This is a genomic window from Coprobacillus sp. (genome assembly GCF_984815275.1).
The window spans coordinates 1-26,680 of record NZ_CFJNYH010000022.1 but is presented as its reverse complement, the minus strand read 5'-3'; the positions used below and the strand labels follow the sequence as shown (position 1 = coordinate 26,680).

Annotated in this window: 24 protein-coding genes; 21 read left to right on the top strand and 3 right to left on the bottom strand. The window is 28.9% G+C overall.

Translation table 11 applies throughout. The features are described from left to right. Positions 1-11: 11 nt before the first annotated feature. From fmt to AC5M21_RS09135, 4 genes are all read left to right on the top strand, one after another. Positions 12-965 (top strand): methionyl-tRNA formyltransferase, encoded by a 954-nt coding sequence (fmt, locus tag AC5M21_RS09150; RefSeq protein WP_054688489.1) that lies wholly within the window; start codon positions 12-14, stop codon positions 963-965. A gap of 68 nt (positions 966-1,033) precedes the next feature. After that, the gene (locus AC5M21_RS09145; RefSeq protein WP_054688486.1) at positions 1,034-2,335 is read left to right on the top strand and encodes a pyrimidine-nucleoside phosphorylase; all 1,302 of its coding nucleotides are present in this window, start codon (positions 1,034-1,036) and stop codon (positions 2,333-2,335) included. Between the two features lie 98 nt (positions 2,336-2,433). Next, positions 2,434-3,288 (top strand): Cof-type HAD-IIB family hydrolase, encoded by an 855-nt coding sequence (locus AC5M21_RS09140; protein WP_278666081.1) that lies wholly within the window; start codon positions 2,434-2,436, stop codon positions 3,286-3,288. 12 nt (positions 3,289-3,300) lie between these two features. Then, entirely contained in the window at positions 3,301-4,158 is an 858-nt protein-coding gene (locus tag AC5M21_RS09135; protein ID WP_302280548.1) for an aminoglycoside phosphotransferase family protein, read from the top strand. Positions 4,159-4,190: 32 nt separating this feature from the next. Here AC5M21_RS09135 and AC5M21_RS09130 read toward each other — a convergent pair whose 3' ends face one another. Next, complete coding sequence (locus AC5M21_RS09130) at positions 4,191-5,780, bottom strand: putative polysaccharide biosynthesis protein (RefSeq protein WP_493531485.1); 1,590 nt, start codon at positions 5,778-5,780, stop codon at positions 4,191-4,193. Between the two features lie 148 nt (positions 5,781-5,928). Here AC5M21_RS09130 and AC5M21_RS09125 point away from each other — a divergent pair, with 148 nt between their 5' ends. The 17 genes from AC5M21_RS09125 to AC5M21_RS09045 all read left to right on the top strand — a co-directional run bounded on the left by AC5M21_RS09125 (position 5,929) and on the right by AC5M21_RS09045 (position 24,413). Continuing rightward, entirely contained in the window at positions 5,929-6,945 is a 1,017-nt protein-coding gene (locus AC5M21_RS09125) for a hypothetical protein (RefSeq protein ID WP_117598722.1), read from the top strand. Between the two features lie 544 nt (positions 6,946-7,489). Beyond that, complete coding sequence (gene pyrF, locus AC5M21_RS09120; protein ID WP_117598721.1) at positions 7,490-8,200, top strand: orotidine-5'-phosphate decarboxylase; 711 nt, start codon at positions 7,490-7,492, stop codon at positions 8,198-8,200. Positions 8,201-8,203: 3 nt separating this feature from the next. Beyond that, the gene (gene pyrE, locus AC5M21_RS09115; protein ID WP_054325266.1) at positions 8,204-8,836 is read left to right on the top strand and encodes an orotate phosphoribosyltransferase; all 633 of its coding nucleotides are present in this window, start codon (positions 8,204-8,206) and stop codon (positions 8,834-8,836) included. Positions 8,837-8,986: 150 nt separating this feature from the next. Further along, positions 8,987-10,906 carry a DUF6020 family protein gene (locus AC5M21_RS09110; protein WP_117598720.1) on the top strand — a complete coding sequence of 640 codons (1,920 nt, stop codon included), beginning with the start codon at positions 8,987-8,989 and terminating at the stop codon, positions 10,904-10,906. Between the two features lies 1 nt (position 10,907). After that, the gene (locus tag AC5M21_RS09105; RefSeq protein ID WP_054688475.1) at positions 10,908-11,612 is read left to right on the top strand and encodes a glycosyltransferase family 2 protein; all 705 of its coding nucleotides are present in this window, start codon (positions 10,908-10,910) and stop codon (positions 11,610-11,612) included. Positions 11,613-11,615: 3 nt separating this feature from the next. Then, complete coding sequence (locus AC5M21_RS09100; RefSeq protein ID WP_054688473.1) at positions 11,616-11,978, top strand: DUF2304 domain-containing protein; 363 nt, start codon at positions 11,616-11,618, stop codon at positions 11,976-11,978. Beyond that, positions 11,975-12,322, top strand: coding sequence for an EamA family transporter (locus AC5M21_RS09095; RefSeq protein WP_054325259.1), 348 nt, complete (start codon positions 11,975-11,977; stop codon positions 12,320-12,322). Before AC5M21_RS09100 ends, AC5M21_RS09095 begins: the two co-directional genes overlap by 4 nt. A 76-nt stretch (positions 12,323-12,398) precedes the next feature. Then, the gene (locus AC5M21_RS09090; protein WP_054688470.1) at positions 12,399-13,205 is read left to right on the top strand and encodes an ABC transporter permease; all 807 of its coding nucleotides are present in this window, start codon (positions 12,399-12,401) and stop codon (positions 13,203-13,205) included. Between the two features lie 10 nt (positions 13,206-13,215). Continuing rightward, on the top strand, positions 13,216-14,028 hold the full coding sequence (locus tag AC5M21_RS09085) for an ABC transporter ATP-binding protein (protein WP_054688469.1): 813 nt from the start codon (positions 13,216-13,218) through the stop codon (positions 14,026-14,028). 17 nt (positions 14,029-14,045) lie between these two features. Beyond that, entirely contained in the window at positions 14,046-14,435 is a 390-nt protein-coding gene (gene tagD / locus AC5M21_RS09080) for a glycerol-3-phosphate cytidylyltransferase (RefSeq protein ID WP_054688467.1), read from the top strand. A gap of 64 nt (positions 14,436-14,499) precedes the next feature. After that, complete coding sequence (locus AC5M21_RS09075) at positions 14,500-17,112, top strand: bifunctional glycosyltransferase/CDP-glycerol:glycerophosphate glycerophosphotransferase (protein WP_160340821.1); 2,613 nt, start codon at positions 14,500-14,502, stop codon at positions 17,110-17,112. Between the two features lie 1,225 nt (positions 17,113-18,337). Beyond that, positions 18,338-19,831 carry an Ig-like domain-containing protein gene (locus AC5M21_RS09070; RefSeq protein ID WP_117598718.1) on the top strand — a complete coding sequence of 498 codons (1,494 nt, stop codon included), beginning with the start codon at positions 18,338-18,340 and terminating at the stop codon, positions 19,829-19,831. A gap of 75 nt (positions 19,832-19,906) precedes the next feature. Beyond that, positions 19,907-21,103, top strand: coding sequence for a CDP-glycerol glycerophosphotransferase family protein (locus AC5M21_RS09065; RefSeq protein WP_202086358.1), 1,197 nt, complete (start codon positions 19,907-19,909; stop codon positions 21,101-21,103). 88 nt (positions 21,104-21,191) lie between these two features. Continuing rightward, complete coding sequence (locus AC5M21_RS09060) at positions 21,192-22,301, top strand: CDP-glycerol glycerophosphotransferase family protein (protein WP_117598717.1); 1,110 nt, start codon at positions 21,192-21,194, stop codon at positions 22,299-22,301. Positions 22,302-22,433: 132 nt separating this feature from the next. Next, positions 22,434-22,766, top strand: a complete 333-nt coding sequence (locus tag AC5M21_RS09055; RefSeq protein WP_054688456.1) for a type II toxin-antitoxin system PemK/MazF family toxin — start codon at positions 22,434-22,436, stop codon at positions 22,764-22,766. Between the two features lie 41 nt (positions 22,767-22,807). Continuing rightward, positions 22,808-23,698, top strand: a complete 891-nt coding sequence (locus AC5M21_RS09050; RefSeq protein WP_054688454.1) for a DUF975 family protein — start codon at positions 22,808-22,810, stop codon at positions 23,696-23,698. Further along, positions 23,688-24,413: a CPBP family intramembrane glutamic endopeptidase gene (locus AC5M21_RS09045; RefSeq protein ID WP_117598716.1), complete on the top strand. Its 726-nt coding sequence runs from the start codon at positions 23,688-23,690 to the stop codon at positions 24,411-24,413. Before AC5M21_RS09050 ends, AC5M21_RS09045 begins: the two co-directional genes overlap by 11 nt. A 30-nt stretch (positions 24,414-24,443) precedes the next feature. On the opposite strand, the gene AC5M21_RS09040 is transcribed toward AC5M21_RS09045, so the two are convergent. Next, a complete protein-coding gene (locus AC5M21_RS09040) occupies positions 24,444-24,965 on the bottom strand; it encodes a phosphatase PAP2 family protein (RefSeq protein ID WP_054325251.1) in 522 nt (173 codons plus the stop codon). Beyond that, the gene (locus tag AC5M21_RS09035; RefSeq protein WP_117598715.1) at positions 24,949-26,502 is read right to left on the bottom strand and encodes an HAD family hydrolase; all 1,554 of its coding nucleotides are present in this window, start codon (positions 26,500-26,502) and stop codon (positions 24,949-24,951) included. The genes AC5M21_RS09040 and AC5M21_RS09035 overlap by 17 nt, the downstream gene beginning before the upstream one ends. Between the last annotated feature and the right edge of the window lie 178 nt (positions 26,503-26,680).

Genomic DNA, 26,680 nt, shown 5'->3' with positions numbered 1-26,680 from the left:
AGTTGGTAAGAATGAACAAAAAAAGAATTGTATTTATGGGAACAGCATCTTTTTCTTTAGCAATTTTAAAAATGCTGTTTGAAGAAGATTATAATGTTGTAGGGGTTGTTTCTCAACCTGATAGATATGTTGGCAGAAAGAAAATTCTAACAATGCCTGATGTAAAGATAGAAGCTTTAAAGCATGATGTTCCAGTTATTCAGCCTCAAAAGATTAGAGAAGAGTATCAAGCTATCTTAGATTTGAAACCTGATTTGATTATTACAGCAGCATATGGTCAACTGGTTCCTCAGGCAGTATTAGATGCACCAACTTTAGGATGTGTCAATGTACATGCATCTTTATTGCCTATGTATCGAGGAGGAGCACCAGTTCATCAATGCATTATTGATGGTCAGGATCAAACTGGTGTGACAATTATGTATATGGTCAAGAAAATGGATGCTGGAAATATCATTAGTCAGCAGGTGATCCCAATTCATATTGAAGATACTGTTGGTGATTTGTATGAGCGTTTAAGTGAAGTGGGGGCTCAACTCTTAAAGGACACTCTTCCATCAATTCTTGAGGGAACAAATCAAAGTCTTCCTCAGGATGAAAGTTTGGTTACATATGCACCAACACTGTCAAGAGAAGATGAACGGATTGACTGGAATTTAGGTGCTTTACAAGTCTATAACAAAGTGAGAGGGACAAATCCCTGGCCAGGAAGTTATACAACCTATCAAGGAAAAGTCGTTAAAATCTGGGCTGGTCAAGTTCATCAATGTGAGAATGCCATAACACATCATGCACATCAGGACAATGGTACGATTGTTAAAATTTTTAAAGATGCAATTGGTGTGAAAGTTTGTGATGGTGTTTATCTGATTACTGAATTTCAGTTAGAGGGAAAGAAGAAAATGTCTGTCAAAGATTATTTAAATGGGCATAATATATTTGAAGTTGATACAAAGTTTGAATAAGATAGTCGTTTTCACATGACTATCTTTTCTTTTCAATGTATAATAATATTTACGAGGAGTGATAAAAAATGAGAATGGTTGATTTAATTCAAAAGAAAAGAGATGGCTTAGAATTAACAGATGAAGAAATTCACTTTATTATTGATGGTTATACAAAGGATATTATTCCTGATTATCAAATGAGTGCATGGATGATGGCTATTTGTTTTCAAGGTTTAAATAAACGTGAAACGGCTTCTTTAACTCTGGAAATGATGCATAGTGGAGATATTATTGATTTAAGTGCAATTCAGGGAATTAAGGTGGATAAGCATAGTACTGGAGGAGTTGGTGATAAAACGTCATTAGTATTAGGACCAATTGTTGCGGCCTGTGGTGTTCCAGTAGCTAAAATGAGTGGACGTGGACTTGGACATACTGGTGGAACTTTGGATAAGTTAGAATCTATCCCAGGATTAAATATTATGATTAGTGAAGAAGCTTTTGTGAAACAAGTTAATGATTGTCAATTGGCAATTATTGGACAGAGTGCTCATCTTGACCCTGCTGATAAAAAGATGTACGCACTTCGTGATGTCACCGGTACGGTTTCTTGTATTCCATTAATTGCCTCATCAATTATGTCAAAGAAATTAGCAGCTGGAAGTGATGCTATTTTATTAGATGTTAAATATGGTGATGGAGCTTTTATGAAAACAATTGAAGATGCTAAAGTTTTAGCACGTACAATGATTGAAATTGGTGAATCTTTAGGAAAAGATACACGAGCAACAATTTCAAATATGTCTCAACCATTAGGAAATGCAATTGGAAACAGTTTAGAAGTTAAAGAGGCTATTGAAACTTTAAATGGAAATGGACCAGAGGATTTGCTAGAACTTTGTTTACAAGCAGGCAGTCACATGTTAGTTCAAGCTAAGAAAACTGATTCAGAGTTAATAGCCAGACAGATGTTAGAAGACACTATTACCAGTAAAAAGGCATTACATGTTTTATGTGCAATGGTGAAAGCTCAGGGTGGTGATGATGAATATATTAAACATCCTGGTATGTTTGAAAAAGCTAAAGAAGTCATTGCTGTTAGAGCTGAACATGATGGTTATGTCAAAGAGTTGGAGGCTTTATCGCTTGGACTTGTAAGCATGAAACTAGGTGGCGGAAGACAAACAACAAAGGACCAAATAGATCATAGTGTTGGCTTAGTCTTAAATAAAAAAATAGGAGATTTTGTTAAGCGTGATGATGTTTTGGTTTATGTACACACAAATACGGGATTAAGTGAGGAACTTAAAAATGAAATTTTAGGTGCTTATCATTTTACGAATGATTTTGTAAAGAAACCAATATTAATCGATGAAATTTTATCTTAGATGATGAAAGAGAGTTTGAGGTAAAACTCTCTTTTTCATATTTTGTTCTTTTTATGTATTTCTATAAGGAATTCAGTATAATAAAAAAGGTGATGAAGATGGGAAAATATTTATTTTATGATATTGATGGAACATTAATGGGACCATCACGCAAAGTAACTGAAAAAACAAAATGGGCTATAGAAGAAGCCAAAAGACAAGGACATAGAGCGTTTTTATGTACTGGAAGGGCACCAACATCCATCTCAGATGATTTGAAGGAAATTGATTTTGATGGAATTGTTTGTAGTGCTGGTGGATTTGTTATTGTTAATGGTGAATTTATTTTTGAAAATTTTATGAATCAGTATATTTTATCAGAAGTGATGACATTATTTATAAACAATCATATTTTGTTTACATTGGAAACGAAAAAAGCACTTTATCAGACACCAGGTGTTAATGAATTTTTTGATCAAAGACATCAGTTAGATTGTAAAGAAAATTTGGAACTTGCAAGATTTTTTGAAATAAGAAGGCAGAGTGAGAATAGAAAACCTGTTAGAGATTTTGATATATTGACGACAGGGGTGACAAAAGTCTGTTTTATTGCTCCTGAAAAAGACCGCTTTTATCAATGTGTTCCTTTTTTAGAGGAATTTTTCAATGTCGTGATTTTTTCAAAAGATGCTGATGATTTTGTGAATGGTGAAATCATCCTTAAACACTGCACAAAAGCAGATGGTATTAAACGTGTTGTTGAGTATTTCCATGGCAATATGGAAGATACTGTAGGATTTGGTGATAGCATGAATGATTATCAAATGTTAGAAGAAGTTAATATTGGTGTTGTTTATGAAGATGCACCAGAAAATTTAAAGAAATTAGGACAATATTATTTTACTGATCCTGATCAAGATGGCATTTATAAAGTCATGAAAGAGATGGGATTGATATCTGATGAATTGTTCTGATGAGGAGGTAAAATGGAAATTTGTATAGAAATGGTACAAAGATTAATTAATGAACAATATCCTGAATTTATGGGATTGAATATCAAGCCAGTTGAAAAAAGTGGACATGATAATAGAACATTTCATTTAGGTGAGGATATGATTATAAGATTGCCTAGTGGAAAGGATTATGCGATGCAGGCAAAAAAAGAAAACCAATGGTTATTATATTTGGCAAAGCATCTCTCTTTACCTATTTCAAAGCCTTTGTATCTAGGGAAAGAGACAGAGTATTATCCATATCCTTGGTCTATTTTAAGTTATTTAGAAGGAGAAACGTTATCATATGATAATATTGAAAATCAAGAGATATTTGCCGTAGAATTAAGAAAATTCTTAGATGAATTTCAACAGATACCTTGTGAGAATGGACCAGATGCTGGTAAACATAATTTTTATCGTGGTGGAAATTTAAAGGTTTATAATCATGAAACAGTAGAGGCATTAAATACCTTATCAAATAATATCAATAATGCCAAACTTTTGGATTTATGGCATTTGGCATTGGCATCAAATGAGCAGATTAAGAATATGTGGGTACATGGTGATGTAGCACCTGGAAATCTATTAATTAAAAACGGACATCTTTGTGCGGTGATTGATTTTGGTATTTTAGGGGTTGGTGATCCAGCCTGTGATTATGCTATGGCATGGACATTTTTTAATAGTCAAGGTCGCGAAGTCTTTTTAAAAGGATTATCACAAGCAATGCGAAATCGAGCAATGGGATGGGCTTTATGGAAAGCACTTATTACATATGAAAGTGATGAAGAGGAAAGAAGAGTTCAAGCAAGATATACAATTGCACAAATAGAGAAGGATTATGATTGATCTTTCTTTTTTTTGTAAAAAAAAGAAACGCGTTAACGTTTCTTAAATTTATAAACGAGACGATTCACATAAGGAATAGCTGAGAGTTCTTGTGGATGGTCTGCATAGAGGTAAAGGATTACAGTAAAGTAAACAATCACTCCAATGATAACAGAAATGATTAATGGAATAAAAACCTTTCGTGTTAATATAAATAAACCAAAATAACAGGCTCCAACAACAATTCCCATAAGTATTGCTGCAAGTAATGGTAAAACATATGTACGTCTAATTTCTTGTTTATAATGTGTTTTTTTACGTAAAGACTTTTGATTTAAATAGCAAACCTGAAGACCATAAATACAATTTCCAATTACGAGTGAATAAAGACCTAATGGTGTGAAAAAGAGTAAAGCAAATGTAATTATACAATGCCAAACTAAGGCGATAGCTGAATTCTTTAATGGTGCTTTCACTTCTCCAATAGCTTGTAGGATTCCATTTGTTAATGTAGACAATCCAAAGAAAACAACTCCTGGACTTCCAACAGCTAAAAGCATAGTAGAAGTTATGATTGTTTCTTTTTGAGGAAAAATCATACCAATAATTGGATAAGCCAATACACTCATGCCAACCGCTGAAGGAATAAGAATTAACATCGTGATACGAATACCTGATCTTATATGTTCTTTTGTTTGTCTGTAATCTCTTAAAGACCAAGAAGATGATATGGCAGGAATAGAGGCTGTTGACATAGCTGCCGCTAAAGCTACAGGAACGTTCTGTAAGACAATATATTCACCAGAGTATACACCATATAATGTTGTTGCATTGACACCTGTTCCCATTGCTGCATAGAAAATATACATATCAATAGTTGTTACAAGGTTATAGATGCACGTTGCAAAAATAATTGGTGTTACAATACTTAAAATCATTTTAAAAATATCTTTGTAAGAATCTTCGTAATCATCAGGTTCATTTTCGATAATTATATTATTTTTACGTTTCATATACATGAAAGTCATATAAAGTAGACCTATTAAAACCCCTGCCCCAGTACCTAAAGCACTACCCGCTGCTCCAGCAGAAGCTAATGGACTGCCACCAGTACTTAAATATGGCTGGATAAAAAGATAAGCGGCTACTACAGAGACAATAGCATTAAAAACCTGTTCAATAATTTGTGATACAGATGTATAAAGGGTTGTTTGATGAGCTTGGAAATAACCTCTAAATACACCTAATAGCCCTGATAGGAAAATGGTAGGACATAGAACTCTTAAAGCATTCACTGCATTTTCCTGTACAATAAATGGTGCGATAAAGAACGTAACAATTGCAGCTCCACCCCCTATTGCACAAATATAAATAAAAGAGCATTTTAATATTTTTTGTACATTATTATATTGATTCAAAACAAGTTTTTCAGAGATTAATTTAGATATTGCGGTTGGAATACTGTATGAAGAGATTAATAAAATCAAAGCATATATGGTATATGATGTTGAATAATAACCAATTCCTTCTGAGGTAATTAAAGCTTTTAATGGACTTCTATATAAAACACCTATGATACGTACGAGTATACCAGCAATAGCTAAAATAGATGCTTGTTTGACAATGGAACGTGTTCGATTCATACTGGACCTCACTTTCTATAAATTTTATTATAACATTAAATAACGTAAAAGCAAAAATCATTTCGACTTTTATGTTATTTTCATATGTTTTACACATTTATTTGTTATAATACTGATTGTTACATAAACATTTAGGAGTATAAGAAAGATGAAAAAAAAGAATTTTCGTTTAAAAAAACAATATAGAATGCATATGGCTTTTTTTGCTATTTGTGCAATGTCTATTTTGATGATATCTTTTTATTATGTATATCGTATATTAACTAATATAAATGACAATATTGAAGAACAAAACAATCAATATATACAAGCACAAAAGAAACCAGAGAATAATAAAGTAAAAGATACAAAGGATACCTCTATAGATATTGTGGCTATTGGAAATAGTGATCTTTATAGTGGATGGAACTCTTTACAGTTATGGAATGAGCAAGGAATAACCTCATTTGTAGCAGCAGGACCAAAACAAAATACAAAATTATCCTATTATATGTTAAAAGAAGTATTGAAAATTGAGAAACCAAAGTTGGTGGTATTAGAGGTTGATGCTTTTTTTGGCGAGTATGAAGAAATTGATTCAAAAGGCTACCAATATACTGCTCAAAAATATTGTTATAAACTTTTTGAAAATAAAGAGGAGTGGAGCATAATTAAAGATGAACCATATATGAAAAGTGAATATTTACAAAATCGTATGAGATTATATGGTTATTACTATGATAAAACAGTTGAAAAGTGTACAACAGGTTTCTCATATATGAAAAAAAGTCAAAACCGAACAACTGTTTCATCTTATACAAAAAAGTATTTAAATAAAATTATTCAGTTAGCATATGAGAATAATTGTCAAATCTTATTTATCTGTTTTCCATCTGAATCTTCTTGGAGTTATGCAAGACATAATACAGTAAGCGATTATGCTAAAAAATATAGTATTCCCTTTATTGATTTGAATATTGAACAATATGATACAGGTTTTAGTTGGTTATCTGATTCACGTGATGGTGGTAATCATTTAAATTATTCAGGTGCAACAAAAATGACTCATTTCTTAGGACAATATATAAAAAATAACTATCAAATTAAAGATAAAAGGAATGATTCCTTATACACATCTTGGAATGAAGATTATGACAATTTTATTAAAGAACTTATTAAGAATTGAAATATAAAAACAAAGTATAATTTTTCCTTGATACACTATATCAAGGAAAATAAAAGTGGGAAATTATATAATTATCTGTTAGAGTCAATGTATATTCGCCTAGATTAACTCAAAGTCGTAATTATAGGTAATATTTTGAATAATGAAGTTGTTTTTAATTATAATGATTATTATTTAATCTTTTAAAAGTCTTAAGGGATTTAAGTGCGTTAAAGAAGTGAATGTGTTTGAGAAGAATGATATCTTTGGAAGTCTTATTTAGTTAGAGACAAAAGTTAGACTATTTTATTTAAGTGAAAAAAAATAAAAAATCATTAGAATAATTAAAGATAGTATTAATTTTTTGGGGAACATTTAGTAATAGGCATTATAGATATTTTAAATATCACACTTATAAATTTTTTCAAATATTATAGTCATTATTATTAATTATACAGTAAGTCAACTATTAATTTTTGGATATTCATTATAGAAATAATGATTTTGGTTATTGTTTTCTAAAAATATATGATATAATAAAAAAAATATATCGCGGAGGATTGTTATGAAAGAAAGTCAAATTTGTATAGCGTTAGATTTTCAAACTAAAAATGAGGTGGAGAATTTCTTGGACCAGTTTGGGAATGAACAACTTTATGTCAAAGTAGGAATGGAACTTTTTTATGGTGAAGGTATTGAAATAATTAAGTCTATCAAAAAAAGAGGACATAAGATTTTCCTGGATCTTAAGCTACATGATATTCCTAATACTGTAAAAAGTGCAATGAAGCAATTGGCTAAATTGGATGTGGATATGGTTAATGTTCATGCTTCTGGAAGTATAGCTATGATGAAGGCTGCTAGGGAAGGACTAGAAGAAGGCTCTGCTCATAGAAAAAGACCTTTATGTATAGCTGTGACATGTTTAACTTCTTTAGATCAAAAAGTCTTAGATGATGAGTTATTAATTCACGATCCATTGCCTGATGTCGTATTAAGATGGGCACAAAATGCAAAGATAGCTGGATTGGATGGAGTTGTTTGCTCACCTCTTGAGTCAAAAATTATTCACGAACAACTGGGAGAGCATTTTATTACTGTAACACCAGGAATTAGACTTGCTAGTGATAGTGTTAATGATCAAAAAAGAGTGACAACCCCAGCAATGGCAAAGGAGTTAACTTCTACATATATTGTTGTAGGAAGAACAATTACTCGTGCTAAGGATCCTGTTCAGACTTATTATGAAGTATATAGACAATTTCAAGGAGAGTAGAAAATGGAAAGAAAAATTGCAAAAGATTTATTAGATATTCAAGCTGTCTTTTTAAGACCTAATGAGCCATTCACGTGGGCTTCTGGTATAAAATCACCAATTTATTGTGATAATCGTCTAACATTATCTTATCCTAATGTTAGAGATGATATTGAACAAGGTTTAGCAAAACTAATTAGAGAGTATTATCCAGAATGTGAATGTTTGATGGGAACTGCAACTGCCGGAATAGCTCATGCAGCGTTAGTTGCAAATATTTTAGGCTTACCTATGGGGTATGTTCGTGGTGGTGCCAAATCTCATGGAAGAAATAATCGTATAGAGGGTTTAGTTAAACCAGGAATGAAGGTTATTGTAGTAGAAGATTTAATTTCAACAGGAGGGTCTTCTCTAGAATGTGTTGATGCACTAAAAGACGCTGGGTGTGAAGTTATTGGAATGGTTGCCATTTTTACATATGGCTTACCAAAAGCGACTGCTAATTTTAATGATAAACAGTGTAGTTTCCATACATTAACAAATTATGATGCACTTATTGAAGTTGCTGTTGAAAATCAATATATTCAAGAAAGCGATCTTATAAAGTTGAAATCATGGAAAGAGAATCCAAATGATGAATCTTGGATGGAAAAATAAGTTTAGTATTGACTAAACTTATTCTTTTTTAAATATAATTTTATTGATATGTGAATTATACTATTCTTATAGCCATATATTATACTTTATCATTGCATAAAGTATAATATTGATGTAAAATGGCATAAGAATTATAGTGAGGTAAATATTATGAAATATAATAAAGGCTTTTTTTGGCATAAGATAAAAATATTGACTGCTTCTTTTTTTATGATAACACCTATGTTTTTTCAATTAAAGATTAATTCCTTTTCATCAATTTGTAATTATTTAGGTGTGAAAGCAGATGCAGATTTATTACAAAATGTAGGTTTTAAATTACAAATACTTTTAGGTGACTTTTTGATGTCATTTCATGGGCAATCAATACTGATGTTATGTGTATTTATGATTGCTGTTTTTCTTGTAAGAAAGTATCAGCAAATTATGACTAAAGATTTGCTAAAATGTACTATTGTTCCTTCAATATTGTTTGCCTTTTTTCAAGTGTTTGGACAATCATTTCAACAAACGGACAGTTGGAGATTGATTTTTGAAAATTATAGAACAGTTTTAAAAGCATGTTTTTTATTTACTGGATATACTGTTTTGTTTATAATTATTATAGGTTTATTATTTAAATACCTTAAAAAGTGTAAAATGATTCAATCAACAAAGGAATTTCAATGGTTTACAGATAATAAGAAATCAATTTTAGTTGTTATGGCAATTATTTTGCTATTCTGGGCCCCATCATTAATTTCTAATTTTCCTGGTATTACAAATTATGATTTTTTTGATATGTTAAATAGTTTTTATGGACATGAAACATATAGTTTAAGAGCTGTTACACTCATTGATCCATCAGTTACACTAAATAATAATAATCCAGTTCTACAAACTTTACTTGCCGTTGGATGTATGAAAATAGGAACATTTTTTAATTTACCTTGGATAGGATTATTTATATTTTGTTATAGTCAAGCTATTCTATTTGCCCTCGTACTATCTTATGTTATTTATTATTTAGCAAAAATAGGTGTTCACCAATATTTGCGTATAGGGTTATTGCTTATTTTTGGGTTAGCACCAATGAATGCGAATTATGCTGTAACAACATTAAAAGATGTTAATTTTGCCTTTGTGTTTTTATTATATTTGATTTGTTTATTAGAGATGGTAAAATCTCCTCAAGAATTTTTTAATCAAAAAAAGAAATTGTTTTATTTTGCTGGGATAAATTTATTATTAATGTTATTGAGAAACAATGGGTCGTATATATTAATTCCAACAGATATAGTTTTATTAATTGTTTATAGAAAATACTGGAAACAAACTGCTATATCAACACTTACTCCTTTATTTATATTTATAGTATTAATTTCTAATGTTCTATATCCAGCTTTGAAGATAGCTCCAGGTAGTAAAAGAGAAATGTATTCAGTTCCTTTTCAGCAGACAGCCAGATTAGTTAAGGAACATGGTGATGAAATTCCTCAAGAGGATAGAGATATAATCAATAAAGTTCTTGCATATGATAAGATTGCTGAACGATATAATCCTGAGTTATCAGATAAGGTTAAAGCAACTTATAAGAAATATTCTACGTCTGAAGATATGAGTCAATACTTAAATGTTTGGGCTAAATGGTTGTTTATTTATCCTGATGTATATATTCAAGCAACAATGAATAATTGTTATGGTTATTTCTATCCTGATGCAAAAAGTTGGATAGCATATACAGAAATTACACCTCCAGGTAAGGATTATAGAGTATCTAGTCCAAAATTGTTAACACCTATACGTGAATTTGTTAATGCGATTCCAGAATTTGTACGAAATATACCGATTGTAGGATTAATTGAGAGTATTGGCTTTTATACTTGGTTACTTATTTTAAGTATTGCATATCTTGTCTATACTCATAATAAGAAATTTATTTATATGTATACACCATTACTTATTCTTTTGTTGACTTGTGTTTTATCTCCAGCAAACACCATGTTAAGATATATCTATCCAATGATATTATCTGTACCTATTTTAATATGCTATATTCTGCATATGCAGTTTGAAAAAGGATGTGAATAAAATGACTAAAATTCTAGTGATTATACCGGCATATAATGAAAGAGAAAGTATTCTTCAGGTTATCAAGAGTTTAAAAGAGTTGCCGTTGCCTTTAGATTATGTTGTTGTCAATGATTGTTCTAAAGATGATACAAAAGAGATTTTACAAAAGAATGGTACAAACTATCTTGACTTACCAGTGAATTTAGGTATTGGTGGTGCAGTCCAAGCTGGCTATAAATTTGCAAAAGAAAATGGATATGATATAGCTATACAAATTGATGGTGATGGACAACATAACCCTGAATATATTCATAATCTTGTTCAACCAATATTAGATGGTAAAGCTGATGCTTGCATAGGTTCACGCTTTATCGAAAAGGAGGGCTTTCAGTCCTCTTGGTTACGTAGATTTGGAATTAATCTTTTAAGTGGTTGTATATCTTTATTTTATGGTCAAAAAATACATGATGTTACAAGTGGGTTTAGAGCTGTCAATAAAGGGTTAATTGAGATTTATGCGCAAGATTATGCACAAGATTATCCTGAACCTGAAGCATTAGTAACAGCTATTCTTCATCATCAAAAAATTATTGAAGTACCAGTTGAGATGAGAGAAAGATTAGGTGGAACTAGTTCTATACATAGTTTTAAATCTATTTATTATATGATAAAAGTTTCATTAGCTATTATTTGTCGTAAATTAACATTGCGAAAGGAGCCATAAAAAATGAATAGTATACTTCAAGTCGCAATGATTATTGCAATTGCTTTTTATTTTATTTGTTTATTTACTCTTTTGAGAAAAAATAAAGTAACTTTAAAATATATACTTTTGTGGTTTGTTACAGGAATTATTATGCTATTTATAGCAATTTTTCCAACCCTTTTAGAAACACCTTTGCATTGGTTGGGAATTGTTGAGTTTACCAACGGGCTTTTTGCAGTAATATTTTTCTTTTTAATTATTATTGTTATGTCTTTGACAACAATCTTATCAGATATTAGTGAAAAGCAACGAGATATGGCTCAAAAAATGGCTATTTATGAATATAAGTTAAGACAATTAGAAGAACGAGGAGAATCGCAATGAAAATGACATTATTATGTTTACTAAATACTGGTTTAATGGTTACTGGTCAAATATTATTTAAAGTTGGTAGTCAGGGAAAAACATTATCTAGTATATCTGATATGGTTCGATTAATGTTTTCTCCAGTTGTTTTAGTAGCTTTATGCCTATATGCTGGAACAACAATGCTTTGGCTATACATATTGAGTAAGGTAGATATTAGCTTTGCATATCCAATTCAAGCACTTGCATTTCCAGTAGTTATGATTGTATCAGCGTTTATGTTTCATGAACAAATTCCAGCTATGAGATGGATTGGAGTGGCAATTATTTTTATTGGTGTTTTACTTGTTGTTCAAAAATAATCATGAATACATTGCAATTTTATGATTATACAAGTAAAATAGGAATGAAATAGGTAACTCTATTGGAGGAGAATTTATGTTTAAAAGTATGAAATATGTCTTACATGAGAATTTTACAAATTTGTTTAGAATTTATTCTATTTCTAAATATGAATTAGTAGCTGACATGAGAGACTCAAAATTAGGATTGTTTTGGAATTTTGCAAATCCTGTTATTCAAGTTTTAACCTATTGGTTTGTATTTGGATTAATTATGCAAAAAAAAGCTGTTTCCCATATTCCATACCTGTACTGGATGTTAGGAGGAATGGTTGTTTGGTTTTTTATATCTCCTTGTATTACTAATGGATGTAATGCTATTTTTTCAAAAGTAAATGTTATAACAAAAATGAAATTTCCTGTAAGTATTCTTCCAGCCACTGTTGTTATTAAGGAATTATTTAATCATCTTTGCTTAATGTTAATCCTGGTTGTGCTCTTTATAATGGGTGGATATTATCCATCCCTGCATTGGTTTGAATTAATATATTATTTGTTCTGTGCTGTTATTTTCTCTATATCTTTATCAATGACGACTTCAGTTTTGAATATGTTAGCTCGTGATACAAGAAAACTGGTTTTGGCATGTATGAGGCTCTTATTATACTTAACACCAATTTTGTGGGAAATACCAAAAAATTTACCTCATATTGTTAAACTTATATTAAAAGCAAATCCAATTTATTATATAGTACAGGGGTATCGTGACTGTTTCTTTTTTCATAAAGGGATATTTTCATATACTAATTCTATGATTGCTTTCTGGGTTGTTACTATTTTGTTATTTGCATTTGGAAGTTATATGATGTATAAATTTAAACATAAGTTTATTGATATGATATAGAGGTGATAATGTGGAAAAAGAATGTGCAATAGAGTTTAAGCAAGTTTCAAAAATATACAGTTTAAAATCTAAGGATAAGAAACATCTAACTGATAAACGCTTTTATGCTTTGAAAAAAATAAGTTTTAGAATCCCAAAAGGTGAGGTAGTTGGCATATTGGGAACAAATGGCTCTGGTAAATCAACAATGTCAATTATTTTGGCTGGAATTAGTGAGGTTGATGAAGGTGAAATGATAGTTAATGGAGAACAAGCGCTAATTGCTATTAATACTGGTCTTAATCAACAACTTACTGGTTTGGAAAATATTCAATTAAAAGGGGCGTTGTTAGGATTATCTAAAAAACGAATTCAAGAGATAACGGATGGTGTTATTGAATTTGCTGAAATTGGTGATTTTTTATACCAACCTGTAAAAAAATATTCAAGTGGTATGAAATCACGATTAGGTTTTTCAATAAATCTTTGTTTAAATCCTGATATTTTAATTGTTGATGAGGCATTATCTGTTGGTGACAAGGGTTTTGCACAAAAATGTATTGATAAAATGAAGAGCCTAAAAAAAGAAGGAAAAACTATTGTTTTCATATCTCACTCTTTACCACAAGTGCGTGATTTTTGTGATACAGCAATGTGGATAGAAGGTGGAATGCTTAAAGAGTACGGTGAAATTAATGAGGTTTGCGATCATTATGCTACATATGTTGATTATTATAATTCTCTAGATAATGAAAGCAAAAAGAAAGAAAGAGATTTGAAATTTGAAAAACGTATTATTCCAAATAATCATAAAAAAGGTTTCTTTAGTAAATTGTTTGGGTAATTGAGAAAGAGGCAAGAATGAAAAGAGTAATTACATATGGAACATTTGATTTGTTTCACATTGGACATTTAAATATTTTAAAGCGTGCAAAGGCTTTAGGAGATTATTTAGTAGTTGCGGTATCAAGTGATGACTTTAATGCAGTCAAAGGAAAAAAATGTGCTATTCCTGATAAAGAAAGAATGGCAATAGTTGAAGCAATAAAGTATGTTGATGAAGTTATTTCAGAAGATTCTTGGGATCAAAAAGTAAATGATATTAAAAGTCATGATATTGATATTTTTGTAATGGGAGATGATTGGGAAGGGAAATTTGATTTCTTAAAAGATTATTGTCAAGTTGTTTATCTTCCAAGGACTGATGGTATTAGTACTACAAAAATCAAGAAAGAACTCAAATTGAAATAAAGTTGATAAATTATCTTTTTAAGATAATTTTTTCTGTATATATGTATATGAAAGGAAAATAAATATGGAAAATATTAAAGTATCAGTTATAGTTCCAATCTATAATGTCGAAGCATATTTGCCGAGGTGCATAGAAAGTTTAATTAATCAAACGTTACAGGAAATAGAAATTATATTGGTGAATGATGGATCACCAGATAATTCGCAATCTATCATTGAGCATTATGCTTCTTTGTATCCTAATAAAATTGTATCTTTGATAAAGGAAAATGGTGGTTTATCTGATGCACGTAATTTTGGTATTGATTATGCTAAAGGTGAATACATTTCTTTTATTGATAGTGATGATTATGTTGATGAAACATATTTAGAAAAAATGTATAATAGAGCTATTGAGAGTCATTCTGAGATTGTTGTTTGTGGTTATTATGGAGTGAACGAAATAGAAGGGACATATAAATGGTTACAAAAAGGTAATACTGATATCTATAATACTGATTTATTGAATAGTCCAACACTTATTCATAATAATTCACCATATGCATGGAATAAAATATATCATCGTTCATTATTTGAAAGAACAAATATTCGATATCCTAAAGGGTGGATTTGGGAGGATATTCCTACAACATATCCATTACTTGCATGTGCCAATAAAATTTCAAAAGTTGACGAACCACTTATATATTATGTATTAAAAAGAGAAGGTTCAATTACTGCCACTTATTCAAGAAAGCAATTACAACTTTTCCAATCGTTAGAACTTTTATTAGAGAGATTCAAAGAATTGGGAGTTTTTGAAGAATTTTATGAAGAATTATTATTTATAAATATGCGCCATATAATTTTTAGATTTAAAGAATTTGTAAAATATAGAGATTTTAAAATGAAGTATAAGTTTGTTAAAGATGGATTTAAACATCTTGATACATTTTTTCCTGGCTGGAGAAAAAGCCCATATTATTTTACTTATTATGATGTTAATCAACCTTTTAAGCAGTGGAGAATGAAGTCAAAAATTTATTGGTATTATGTTATTTTAATTCCGAATTTTATTCATCATTTTTTTGCAAAAGTTAGTAGTTTCACAAAGAAATTAAAAAAACTCTTTAGTCAGAATAATTTTGTTAAGTATATATATGCACATTATCTCAAATATGGTGTATTAGATGAGAAAGCTGTTTTATTTGAATCGTTTCATGGAACAACCCTTTCAGATTCTCCTTTTTATATGATGAAAGAATTGCATGAATCTGGTAAAAATATGAAAATTTATTTTACGACTCAACATTATGAAACTCATAAAAAAATGATTGATGATTATGGTTTTGATGTAGAGTTAGTTAAATTAAATTCATTTCGCTATGCCAAAGTTCTTGCGACATCTAAATATTTGGTTAATAATGTTTCTTTCCCACCATATTTTATGCGTCACAAGAATCAAAAATATTTAAATACTTGGCATGGAACACCACTTAAAACGTTAGGAAAGAAAATGGTTCAGGGGATTGAGGATATGTCTAATATGCAAAGAAATTTTTTGCATTGTACAGATTTATTATATCCTAACGATTTTACAATGGCCCATATGATGGAGGATTATAACTTATTTGGATTATTCACTGGAAAAACCATAGTTAGTGGATATCCACGAAATAGTATTTTTATGGATGTTGAAAAAGCGAAAAGAACAAGAATGAATTTTCATCTTGAGGATAAAGAAGTTTTTGCATATATGCCAACTTGGCGTGGTACACAAAGTAATGTTGCAGTAAATGAACTTTATGCAAAAGATGTTAATGCAATATTAGAACGTTTAGATCAAGAATTAAATGATAATCAAATTTTGTTTGTTAATCTTCATTCATTAGTTAAAGATGATGTGCCAGTTGATGGTTATAAACATATTTTTCCATTCCCTAATATAGATAACTATGAGTTTTTGAACTGTGTTGATGTTCTTATTTCAGACTATTCAAGTGTATTTTTTGATTTCTCAATAACGAAAAAACCAATTGTTTTATTCATGTATGACTATGAGGAATATATGAGTGATCGAGGAACTTACTTTGATGCAAGAACATTACCATTTGAAAAAATTTATACTTTGGATAAGCTTGTTGAATACATCCATTTAGAGAATAAAGGTGTTCATAATTATGATGGATTAAATGACTATTATTTGCAGTTTAATCAATATGATTCGTTAGATTGTACTCAAAAGTTAAATGAGTATTTCTTTGACGATAATCAAAATGATTTACAAGTATTTGACTATTCATATAATAAGGATGTTCATCATACATTATATTTTGCACCCAAAATTGTAAAGAGAGAAGATTATAATCAACTAAGAGAAATTCATCAATTAAAAAATCCTGTTATAGTTTTTATGAAAAGTCAGTTTAATTATTTATTAAGAGAATCACTTCTCTATGAATATAATGATAAAGTTGATTATATTATTGTTAAACAAAGTATAGCTTATACACTATTTGAGAGAATTAAAATCGGGTTATCAAAATATCTGCCTTTTATTAAAATTGAGCGATTACAAATGAGAGCGTTTGATAATTTATTGCCAAATATCATTATTGATGAAATAGAATATCGTAAAAATCCATCATGTTTTTTACAAAGAGTTTTTAAAGCATTTTCAACTATTAATAAAAAGTAACTATATTAATTATAGTGTATAAAAAGAAAAAACTTTTCTTGGATATCTAATTTATATTAAAACTTATCATTTCTCCACTAATTTATTTATACTTACTATATTTTTTGATAAAAGTCTAGCGTATTCTAAAAAAGAGTATTCTAGATTTTTTAATATATTGTTCTTTTATTTATTATACAAATTATTTATTTCATAATCTTATTATTCGCTTAATATGGATTTTTACTATAAAATTATTATGAATTTGTAACTGTCTATTTGCTACTTTTTTTGGATTAATTATGTATTTATTGTTGTTAGGTTTTGAGAAGGATATTTATTACTTTTTATGATATTGAGTAGTTTAAACGTAAGATTTATTAATAGCTTCTTAATAAAGGACTTATGATTTATAAACAGATTCCAAGATAACATATAAAAAAGATGATATTAAACTAAAATGCTGCTATCTAGTATTCATTAATGAATAGCCAATTTAATAATTTGTGCTATTAAGATGACTTTATGAATTTTCAAGTAACCTATAAAGTTTTAGTGGAAATAATCTAATATTTATATTGCAAAAATTCACTTTTTTGGTTTATATATAGAAAATATGTATTTCTTATAATATGTGTAAAACCATATGTCCAATAAAAATTTTTCTTAGAAACAAGATACTTTTTATTTGTTTTACAAGATTATCTTATTATTACAGTTTGTAGAAAATGTTGAAGGTGAATTATATAATATTATAAGAAAGATATTGATTTTTTAAAATTGCATATGAAATTTTTTTAAAGATACTATAAGTGTGCAGCCTCATTTTGCTATTTATGAGCAGGAAAGAATAGGGAGATATAATCTTTATATAATTTATTTATCAATATTCCCTTTTCTATGTTAATAATAAAATTAATAATGGTTAAAATTTGAATTTCTTATCTTGAAATTTTCAATGCCTACTTGAAATGAATTAGCTATTATTTCATGATTTTTTAAGAATTATCGATAGGATTTGTAAAGTATATTCCTATAAATGATAGGTAATTGATAGTTTCATATTTTTGTATTTAAGTGAATTTATCCATTTTATTTTGTGTCAAGAGTTTTATTTATGGTGATTACATTTATATCGGGGATATATATTCAAAAATTATATATTAATGAAGTCAGAAATTATTGTTTTTTTCACAGAAATTACATATAAGGATATTACAATAATTATGGTCAAGGGGGAATATATTTGAAAAAATTAAGATTAAAAAAGAAATATAAAATATTCTTAATATATTTAGGAATATTCTTTATAGGAAGTGTTATTTTGTATCTTTTTATTCCTAGAAATGATGTTGAGTTTAGAAATGATGTTGAAGAGATAAGTTTGAAAGCTGGGGAAGTAAAGAGGTTAGAAGCAAGATTTAAAGGTGAAGGAAATAATCAAGTCATTTATTCAATTGAGGATACAGCTATTGCTGATATCGATGAGAATGGTAATGTATTAGCTAAGAAGATTGGAAAGACGATAGTATATGCAGGAAGTCATAAAAATAAAAAACAGTCAAAAATAAAATTAAGTGTTACTAAAGATAATTTATTTGATAGTTTTGGGCATATAAATATTAAAAGTGATTTATCACAGATTCAAGAAGTTGACAGCAAACAACAATTAAGAATTGATCTTGATGAATTATTTCAAAAAAATAAGATTATTTATTCAAGTACAAATTCTAATATTGTTGATGTTGATCAACAAGGTACTCTTTATATAAAAGGAGAAGGAATTACAAAAATTATTTTAAATATTGAGAATACAGACATTTATAAAAATATTGAAATACAATCCCAAAAAAAAGTACAGCATGTTAAAAGTTTGAGTTTAGATAAAAATATTAAATCTACTTTAGAAGAAGGAGAAACAATGAAACTATCAGTATCTATAAATCCTGAAAGTGTTAATAATAAGGATTTATCTTTTTCTTCATCAGAACCAACTATAGCTTCTGTTGATGACAAAGGAGTGGTTCGTGGATTAAGACCAGGTTTGACAACAATAACAATTACAGCTAGGGATAATGGAAAGAAAATACAACATAAGATATATGTATCAAAAACTATAGGGTATTTAACAAAACAAATGTTAGAAGCTGCTGGAATTGATGAATGTAATAAAATCATGATTGTTGCACATCCGGATGATGAAACATTATGGGGTGGTGGACATCTGTTGAGAGATAAATATTTTATTCTTTGTTTGACTAATAGTTTTAATGAAGTGAGAAAAGATGAATTTTATAAAGCAATAGAGTATATTGGAGCTAAAGGGATTATTCTGTCATATCCTGATTTAAATAATGGAACTAAAAGCAATTGGGAACATAATAAAGAAGGTGTACGTAAAGATGTGGATATGGTTTTAGGGTTTAAAGAATGGGAAACAATAGCTACACATAGCCCAATTGGAGAAACGGGCCATCGTCATCATAAATTTACAAGCAAAATTGTTACAAAGAGTGCTAAAGCCCTTAATAAATATAATTTTCTTAGTTACTTTGGGAAGTTCTATGAAAAAGGAAAAGTTCCTGAAACATTACAACCATCTTTAACAGAAGAAGAAATTATGAAAAAAAATAATACTTTAGAAATATATAAAGCAGAAATGAAGTCAATTGATGCATTTTGGAGACAAATGGTTCCATTTGAATATTGGAAAAAGGCTTCTGTATGGAAAAAAGATTAGTATGATTATGCTGTAAAAAACCTTGCTCTTTTAGTGACAAAATGTTAGCATAATCAAAGATAGGAGTGGGTATTTATGTTTTTATTGCGATTTGTTAAAAAAATAGTAGCTAATATAATTAGAATAGTTTATAGATATACATATAATTTAATATCTATTGATGATAAAGTTATTATTTTTATATCTTTTCATGGGCGTGGATATTCAGATAATCCAAGGGCTATTTATGAGCAAATGCGCCAAGATGCACGATTCAAAGATTACAAATTTATTTGGTTTATTAAGAATCATAAGCAAAAGAACATAGAAATACCAGGTGCAGAAGTTAAAGAATATTTTAGTCTTCCATATTTTTACTATATGTCAAAAGCAAAATATTGGATTATTAATTGTAAACTGCCTACATATATATGTAAGAAACCAGATCAGATTTATTTACAAACATGGCATGGAACACCTTTAAAACGATTAGGGCATGATATTATTGCATCTGATAATGCAACTTTCTATCGCTCTGCTATGTCTTTTGAAAGTATGTGTCAATCATATGATATTGATGTAGCAAGATATAATTATATGATTTCTCCAAATAAATTCTGTACTGAAGTTTTTCAAACTTCTTTTGGAATTAATAGAGAGCGTCTCATTGAGACTGGATATCCACGTAATGATTTTATAACAAATGCAACTGCAGATGATGTAAAATCATTGAAGGATAAATTTCATTTGCCAATGGATAAAAAAATAATTTTATATGCTCCAACATGGAGAGATAATTCTTTTGTAGCTGCCGGATATACTTTTGATTTGAAAGCAGATTTCCATAAATGGAAGGATATTTTAGGAGATGAGTATGTTATTGTTTTTAAACCACATTATCTTATCATTAATAAATATGAGAATGATCATTCATTAGATGGATTTTTATATTCAATTTCAGCTAATGCTGAGATTAATGAACTATATGTGTTGAGTGACATATTGATTACTGATTATTCAAGCGTGTTTTTTGATTATGCTGTATTAAATAGGCCTATTTATTTTTATATGTATGATATTGATGAATATAAAGGGGAACTGAGAGGTTTCTATTTGGATATTTATAAAGAATTACCAGGGAAAATATATGAATATGAAAAACAAATGTTATTAGATATTAAAAATAATGTTTATGATTATTCTTATTTAAAGATATTTAACGAACGTTTTAATTCAGAACAAACAGGAAATTGTGCTCAAAAAGTTATTGATATTGTATTTAAAGATATATGATAAGGAATCCTATGAAAATATAGGATTTTTTCTATTTTCTTGTTGTTTAAAAAATGTTAGAATGAGAACAGTTATTAAGGAGAAAATTATGGGAATTCAAAAATTGATTTTAAATTTTATATTAACAATTGAATCGCTTATTATATCTATATTTAAGATCAAATCAAATAAAGTTACATTTATCTCATTAGAATCTGATCAGTTAACATCAGATTTTAAATTAATTTATGATCAATTAGATTTAAATGAGTTTGATGTTCATCTATGTTTAATTAAGTATCATAAAGATTTATGGGGACAATTTCTTTATTTTATCAATTGTATGAAACAACTTTATTTGATTAATACTTCAAAAATTGTTTTATTACATGATAATAATTATGTAGTTTCTCATTTTAAAAGAGAAGGTGTCATTGTGTTGCAAGTATGGCATGCATGTGGAGCTGTTAAAAAATTTGGTAACGCTATTGAAAGACAATATCCTATTGCAAACTATGATTATGTTTTAGCAACATCTTCTTATTGGCAAAAAGCATATAGCGAGGCATTTAGTATACCTGAATCACATGTTTTACCAATTGGATTACCAAGGACTGATGAGTTGTTTGATAAGCAGTGGCTTGAAAATAGTCAGAATGATATGCTTTATAAATATCCATTTCTCAAAGATAAAAAAATCATCTTATATGCACCTACCTTTAGAGGTAATATTTATAAAGGTTTTACAGCAATTCCATTTGATTCATTAAAAATTATTGAGCAACTGCCAGATAACTATATTATTATCTATAAATATCATCCATTAATGGGAGATTATCAACTTGCTAAACATGAACGTATCTATAATATGAATCATGAAGATACACATGCTTTATTTAGTATATGTGATTATTTGATATCTGATTTCTCTTCCATTATTTTTGATTATATGATTTTAGAAAAAAAATTATTATTTTATGTACCTGATTATATTGAATATAGTCAATATTTAGGTGTTTTCGTTGACTTGAATGATTTACATTGCCCAATTTGTTATCAAGAAGATGCAATTGTTAATGCAATTAAAAATGATATATGTCAAGTAGAACATATGAAAGAACTAAAGGATATATTTTTTAAATATCAAGATGGAATGAGTACCCAAAGAGTTATTCAATTTATGAAAGAAATTGTTGATAATCAGCGAGATTCATATTAATCAATATGTAAATTAGAGTAGATATTAAAATACGAAATCAATGATATAGAACCAGTAAAAACTAAACTGGTTCTTTATCATATTTTATAGTTTTCTTACATATGCTTTATTAAAAAGTATAGGAGGAAAGTTATGAATAGGGGAGAAATATATTATGCTGACTTATCTCCAGTTATTGGAAGTGAGCAAGGTGGATATAGACCTGTTTTGATTCTGCAGAATAATAAAGGAAATAAGTATTCTACAACTGTGATTGTTGCACCTATATCATCTAGAATGACGAAAAATGATTTGCCTACACATGTCATTATTGAACCAATATTCTTGGAAAAAAAGTCAGTTATTTTATTAGAACAGATTAGGACTATTGATAAAAAGAGGATAGATGAACGATTAGGGTGCTTATCTAGTGATACAATGGAGAAAGTCAACATAGCTATAAAAACAAGTTTAGACATTAAGTAATGTATATGGTATAATATGATGCATTAAAAGGAGTGATAAATATGAATATTTCAAGTATTAAAAATAGAGCAGATGAGTTATTAATTCACTGCAAACCGCAAGTGATTCGTATTATGACCATTATGTTATTAGTAGGGTTAATTCCTTCATTATTTAATGGTTCAGAGAATACTTTTATCTCTTTGATTTCTTTGGTATTAACAATTGTTTTTTTAACATTTAGTCATGGTTATATTGTTACAACATTAAAGGTTGTTAGAAATAATTCTGAATCTTTAAGTGATGATGATGCTTTTGTAGGGTTTAGAAGATTTAAAGAACTTTTTCCTACATACCTTGTTTCAGGGTTGGTTTTGTTTGTTGTTGCATTTATTTTACTTTTCATTATGATGTTCTTTTTAATTATGTTCTTTGGAAATGTTTTTTCTGAAATACCTTATCTTATTGTAAATTCAGCATTTTCACAGAGTGGAACCTATAACGTATTATATTCATTAATTCAAGCTGTTCCATCACTCGTTCTTGTTATTTTGCTGTTTGTTCTTATTATGATTATTGTTATGGTTGTTGCTTCTGCGTTTGTCTTTGCTATGCCCTATTTATTGGAACAATACCATATGACAACAATGACTGCATTAAAAGAGTCATTTTCATTAATGCAAAATCATATCTGGGATTTGATTAAGTTAGAACTTTCGTTTTTAGGATGGATGATACTGGTAGGAATTATACAAGGCGTAATTGGAGAATTACTCATGTTTATTCCTGTTTTAGGAACATTGATTGCAAGTGTTGTTTCAGGGTTAATTGCAATTTATGTTTACTTACCAAAGTATATGGTATCTCAAGCTATTTTCTTTGAAGAATTAGCTTATTATCGTTATGAAGAGCCAAAACAACGTTTTCAGGGAGAATATCAAGATGTTGAGTAACTCATTTACAAGAAAAGTTAATACTCAAGCAAAATGGATGTTTTTACTTGTTATATTACCATTATATATGTATTGTGGTAGTATTATCATTAGTGCCTTTTTAAAATTTATTATCTTAACATTTTCACTAACTTTAAGTGAAAGTACAATCAATTGTTATGTCAATTTACTCTTTGATCTTGGCATGTTGATTATTGTTTGGTTGACTTTTAAGGATTCTATGATTGAACAATGGCACGATTTTAAACAAGATATAAAAGGTCATCTTCTCTATGGATTGTTAATTGGAACAGCATTGGTCTACGGAGTAGGTATTGTTGGTGGTTTTATCACTTTGCTTTTAGGTGGAGCTTCAACGAGTGAAAATCAAAATCTGATTCAAACTATTGTTGCTGCACATCCACTTTTAATGTCACTGACAACTGTTGTTTTTGCTCCATTATTAGAAGAAATGATATTTAGAGGTATAGTATTTGGTTGGGTATATGAGATAAACCCTAAACTTGCTCATTTTGTTTCTGCATTTGTTTTTGGTTTTGTACATGTTATGATTAGCGTTCTGTCTGGAAATATTTCTGAATGGATCCAGATATTCTCTTACTTCTTTATGGGGGCAGCCCTGAGTTATCTTTATGAAAAGAGAAACAATATTTATGTTCCTATCTTGTCGCATGCTATGAATAATTTCATCGCAATGCTCTTAATGATATTTTAAAAGACTTACACGAATGAAGTAAGTCTTTTTTTATAATAAGTATGTAATGATACCTATTGTGATTCCAAGAATGACACCAGTAACAACATCACTCAAATAATGCACAAAGAGATATAATCTTGAAATAGCTGTTAATATTGCATATATATAGCCAATAATTCCTAGAATAGGATTATAAAGCATCATAACAGTACTGCAAGCAAAAGATGAAGTAGTATGTCCAGAAGGAAATGATAAATCACTTGGTGTTGTTATGAGTAATTGAACTTCAGGATATGTATGACATGGTCTTTTTCTTCTCACAAGGGATTTGATTGTCACCTGTCCAATAAGTGTCGCTGCTATTAAGGCTATGAGCATATCAATTGACATTGTTCTTGTTTGATCAATCATATTTGTAATCAAGATAACAATTAACCAACTCATTCCAAAGTCACCGCACATACTAATAAATTTCATGATTTCATTTGTGAGATGATGTTTGTAAAAATGAGTCATATAAAAAGCTATATGGATATCAATATCTTGAATTTTGTTAATCAATGACTTCATCAACATTTCTCCTTTTTATGATAAAGATAATTATTTTAACAGAACTAATGAGCAATGCATGGAAGACAAAAATATTTAATAAAGGAATACCATCAAGAGAGAAGAAAGCATTTGTCATTGCATATTCTTGATAGGAAGGGATAAACTTTATGATTGCATGGAGTCCATTTAGTATGCAAGCAAAGAAACCTTCAATAAATGAGTAATAAATATGAAAGAGCGAAGAAATTATTTTGAAAATACCATCTTGAGATGCAAATTGGTTGACAAAAGCTATATAAATAATGATACCAATAAATAAAATCAGAAAAGATATTGCAAAAATATAGAGGACATTAATAATTAAAGATAGAAAAAATGATTCCTGTTGTTCTTCATTAATTATATCCTCTTGATAAGAACTTTTGACTATATCTTCAATTTCCTGATAGTCAGTAACAACTTTCATTGGTGTTTTTTCAATAGATTCATCTGTCTTATTAATTTGCTGAAGTAAACGAGTAAGTGTTTCTTCTTCCTCATTATCTAAGGAAGATATATGTATTTCGTTTTGTTCAATGTCTTCTTTTTGAGCTACATGTTGTATTTCTTCAAGGAGACTTTCTTGAGGTGGAGTTTCCTGAATTGTTTGAGATTCATCATTAAATTGAAATTTTTTTCTATGAGGAGCATTCTTAAAAAGAACACTTCCATCTTTAATATTCTGTTGATTTAACTGTGTAACATAATAAGAATAAGTTTTATTCACAACATCTAAAATTTGATGATCATTACAATAAGTCTGTTCAAGTCGATCTTTCACTTTATTCAATTCATCTAAGCTCATATCAGCATTCATGCCAAGAATAGATGAATACATTTCACTTTCTTCATATTGATCAAAAAGCAGAGTATTCAAAACTTCAAATAGATTTTTACAAATCTTGTAAGATGTTTCCATTTCAAGTTTCCCTGCTGGTATTAAGTCTTCACAATAAATAATATTCATATTCAATTCATTTGCAGCATAATTTAATGACATAAAAGAAGAAATAACGAGTGTTTCAACAGTATGAACATGAAAATGATTAGTAATTGTCTCTAGCATTTGCGTTGAAGGTAATGGCATACTAGAAGTATCACTACCAATAATAAAGTGAACTTTATTATATATTTTAGCTGCTTGTAAATAATGGACTGCATCTTTTGTCCTATGAGTAGAAATAACGGCAACTTGTATTTCCTTTTGATGAAGATATTCTAATAATTCTAAAAAACCTTCATTAGGTTTTAAACCTTTGTAATCTAGATACTGCATCAGTTCTCTTTCGATTTTGGCATTTAAAGGACCTGTATCTATCTTTCCATCAAGAGGAAGATCTTTATACATATCATACATATTAGAGAGATGGGGATAAAAATCTTTTTTACTGATTGGTATATTCTTATTGTCACATAAATGATGATAATAATTATATCTAAATCTATTTAAGTCAAAAATAACTCCATCCAAAGGAATAATGACGACTTTTATACTATTAATAGATTGCCTGTACATACCCTCACCGCCTTATGCATCATATTATATCAAACTTTTTCATATTATTCCATGTAAATTGACTTGATTTTTTTGGAAGAGTAGTGTATCATATATTCGTTGACAATCTCTCCTTAGCTCAGCTGGCAGAGCACCTGACTCTTAATCAGAGGGTCCACGGTTCGAACCCGTGAGGGGA

Coding starts and splice junctions, on each gene's coding strand:
- fmt (WP_054688489.1), top strand. CDS start 12: ATGAACAAAAAAAGAATTGTATTTATGGGAACAGCATCTTTTTCTTTA.
- AC5M21_RS09145 (WP_054688486.1), top strand. CDS start 1,034: ATGAGAATGGTTGATTTAATTCAAAAGAAAAGAGATGGCTTAGAATTA.
- AC5M21_RS09140 (WP_278666081.1), top strand. CDS start 2,434: ATGGGAAAATATTTATTTTATGATATTGATGGAACATTAATGGGACCA.
- AC5M21_RS09135 (WP_302280548.1), top strand. CDS start 3,301: ATGGAAATTTGTATAGAAATGGTACAAAGATTAATTAATGAACAATAT.
- AC5M21_RS09130 (WP_493531485.1), bottom strand. CDS start 5,780: ATGAATCGAACACGTTCCATTGTCAAACAAGCATCTATTTTAGCTATT.
- AC5M21_RS09125 (WP_117598722.1), top strand. CDS start 5,929: ATGAAAAAAAAGAATTTTCGTTTAAAAAAACAATATAGAATGCATATG.
- pyrF (WP_117598721.1), top strand. CDS start 7,490: ATGAAAGAAAGTCAAATTTGTATAGCGTTAGATTTTCAAACTAAAAAT.
- pyrE (WP_054325266.1), top strand. CDS start 8,204: ATGGAAAGAAAAATTGCAAAAGATTTATTAGATATTCAAGCTGTCTTT.
- AC5M21_RS09110 (WP_117598720.1), top strand. CDS start 8,987: ATGAAATATAATAAAGGCTTTTTTTGGCATAAGATAAAAATATTGACT.
- AC5M21_RS09105 (WP_054688475.1), top strand. CDS start 10,908: ATGACTAAAATTCTAGTGATTATACCGGCATATAATGAAAGAGAAAGT.
- AC5M21_RS09100 (WP_054688473.1), top strand. CDS start 11,616: ATGAATAGTATACTTCAAGTCGCAATGATTATTGCAATTGCTTTTTAT.
- AC5M21_RS09095 (WP_054325259.1), top strand. CDS start 11,975: ATGAAAATGACATTATTATGTTTACTAAATACTGGTTTAATGGTTACT.
- AC5M21_RS09090 (WP_054688470.1), top strand. CDS start 12,399: ATGTTTAAAAGTATGAAATATGTCTTACATGAGAATTTTACAAATTTG.
- tagD (WP_054688467.1), top strand. CDS start 14,046: ATGAAAAGAGTAATTACATATGGAACATTTGATTTGTTTCACATTGGA.
- AC5M21_RS09075 (WP_160340821.1), top strand. CDS start 14,500: ATGGAAAATATTAAAGTATCAGTTATAGTTCCAATCTATAATGTCGAA.
- AC5M21_RS09065 (WP_202086358.1), top strand. CDS start 19,907: ATGTTTTTATTGCGATTTGTTAAAAAAATAGTAGCTAATATAATTAGA.
- AC5M21_RS09060 (WP_117598717.1), top strand. CDS start 21,192: ATGGGAATTCAAAAATTGATTTTAAATTTTATATTAACAATTGAATCG.
- AC5M21_RS09055 (WP_054688456.1), top strand. CDS start 22,434: ATGAATAGGGGAGAAATATATTATGCTGACTTATCTCCAGTTATTGGA.
- AC5M21_RS09050 (WP_054688454.1), top strand. CDS start 22,808: ATGAATATTTCAAGTATTAAAAATAGAGCAGATGAGTTATTAATTCAC.
- AC5M21_RS09045 (WP_117598716.1), top strand. CDS start 23,688: ATGTTGAGTAACTCATTTACAAGAAAAGTTAATACTCAAGCAAAATGG.
- AC5M21_RS09040 (WP_054325251.1), bottom strand. CDS start 24,965: ATGAAGTCATTGATTAACAAAATTCAAGATATTGATATCCATATAGCT.
- AC5M21_RS09035 (WP_117598715.1), bottom strand. CDS start 26,502: ATGTACAGGCAATCTATTAATAGTATAAAAGTCGTCATTATTCCTTTG.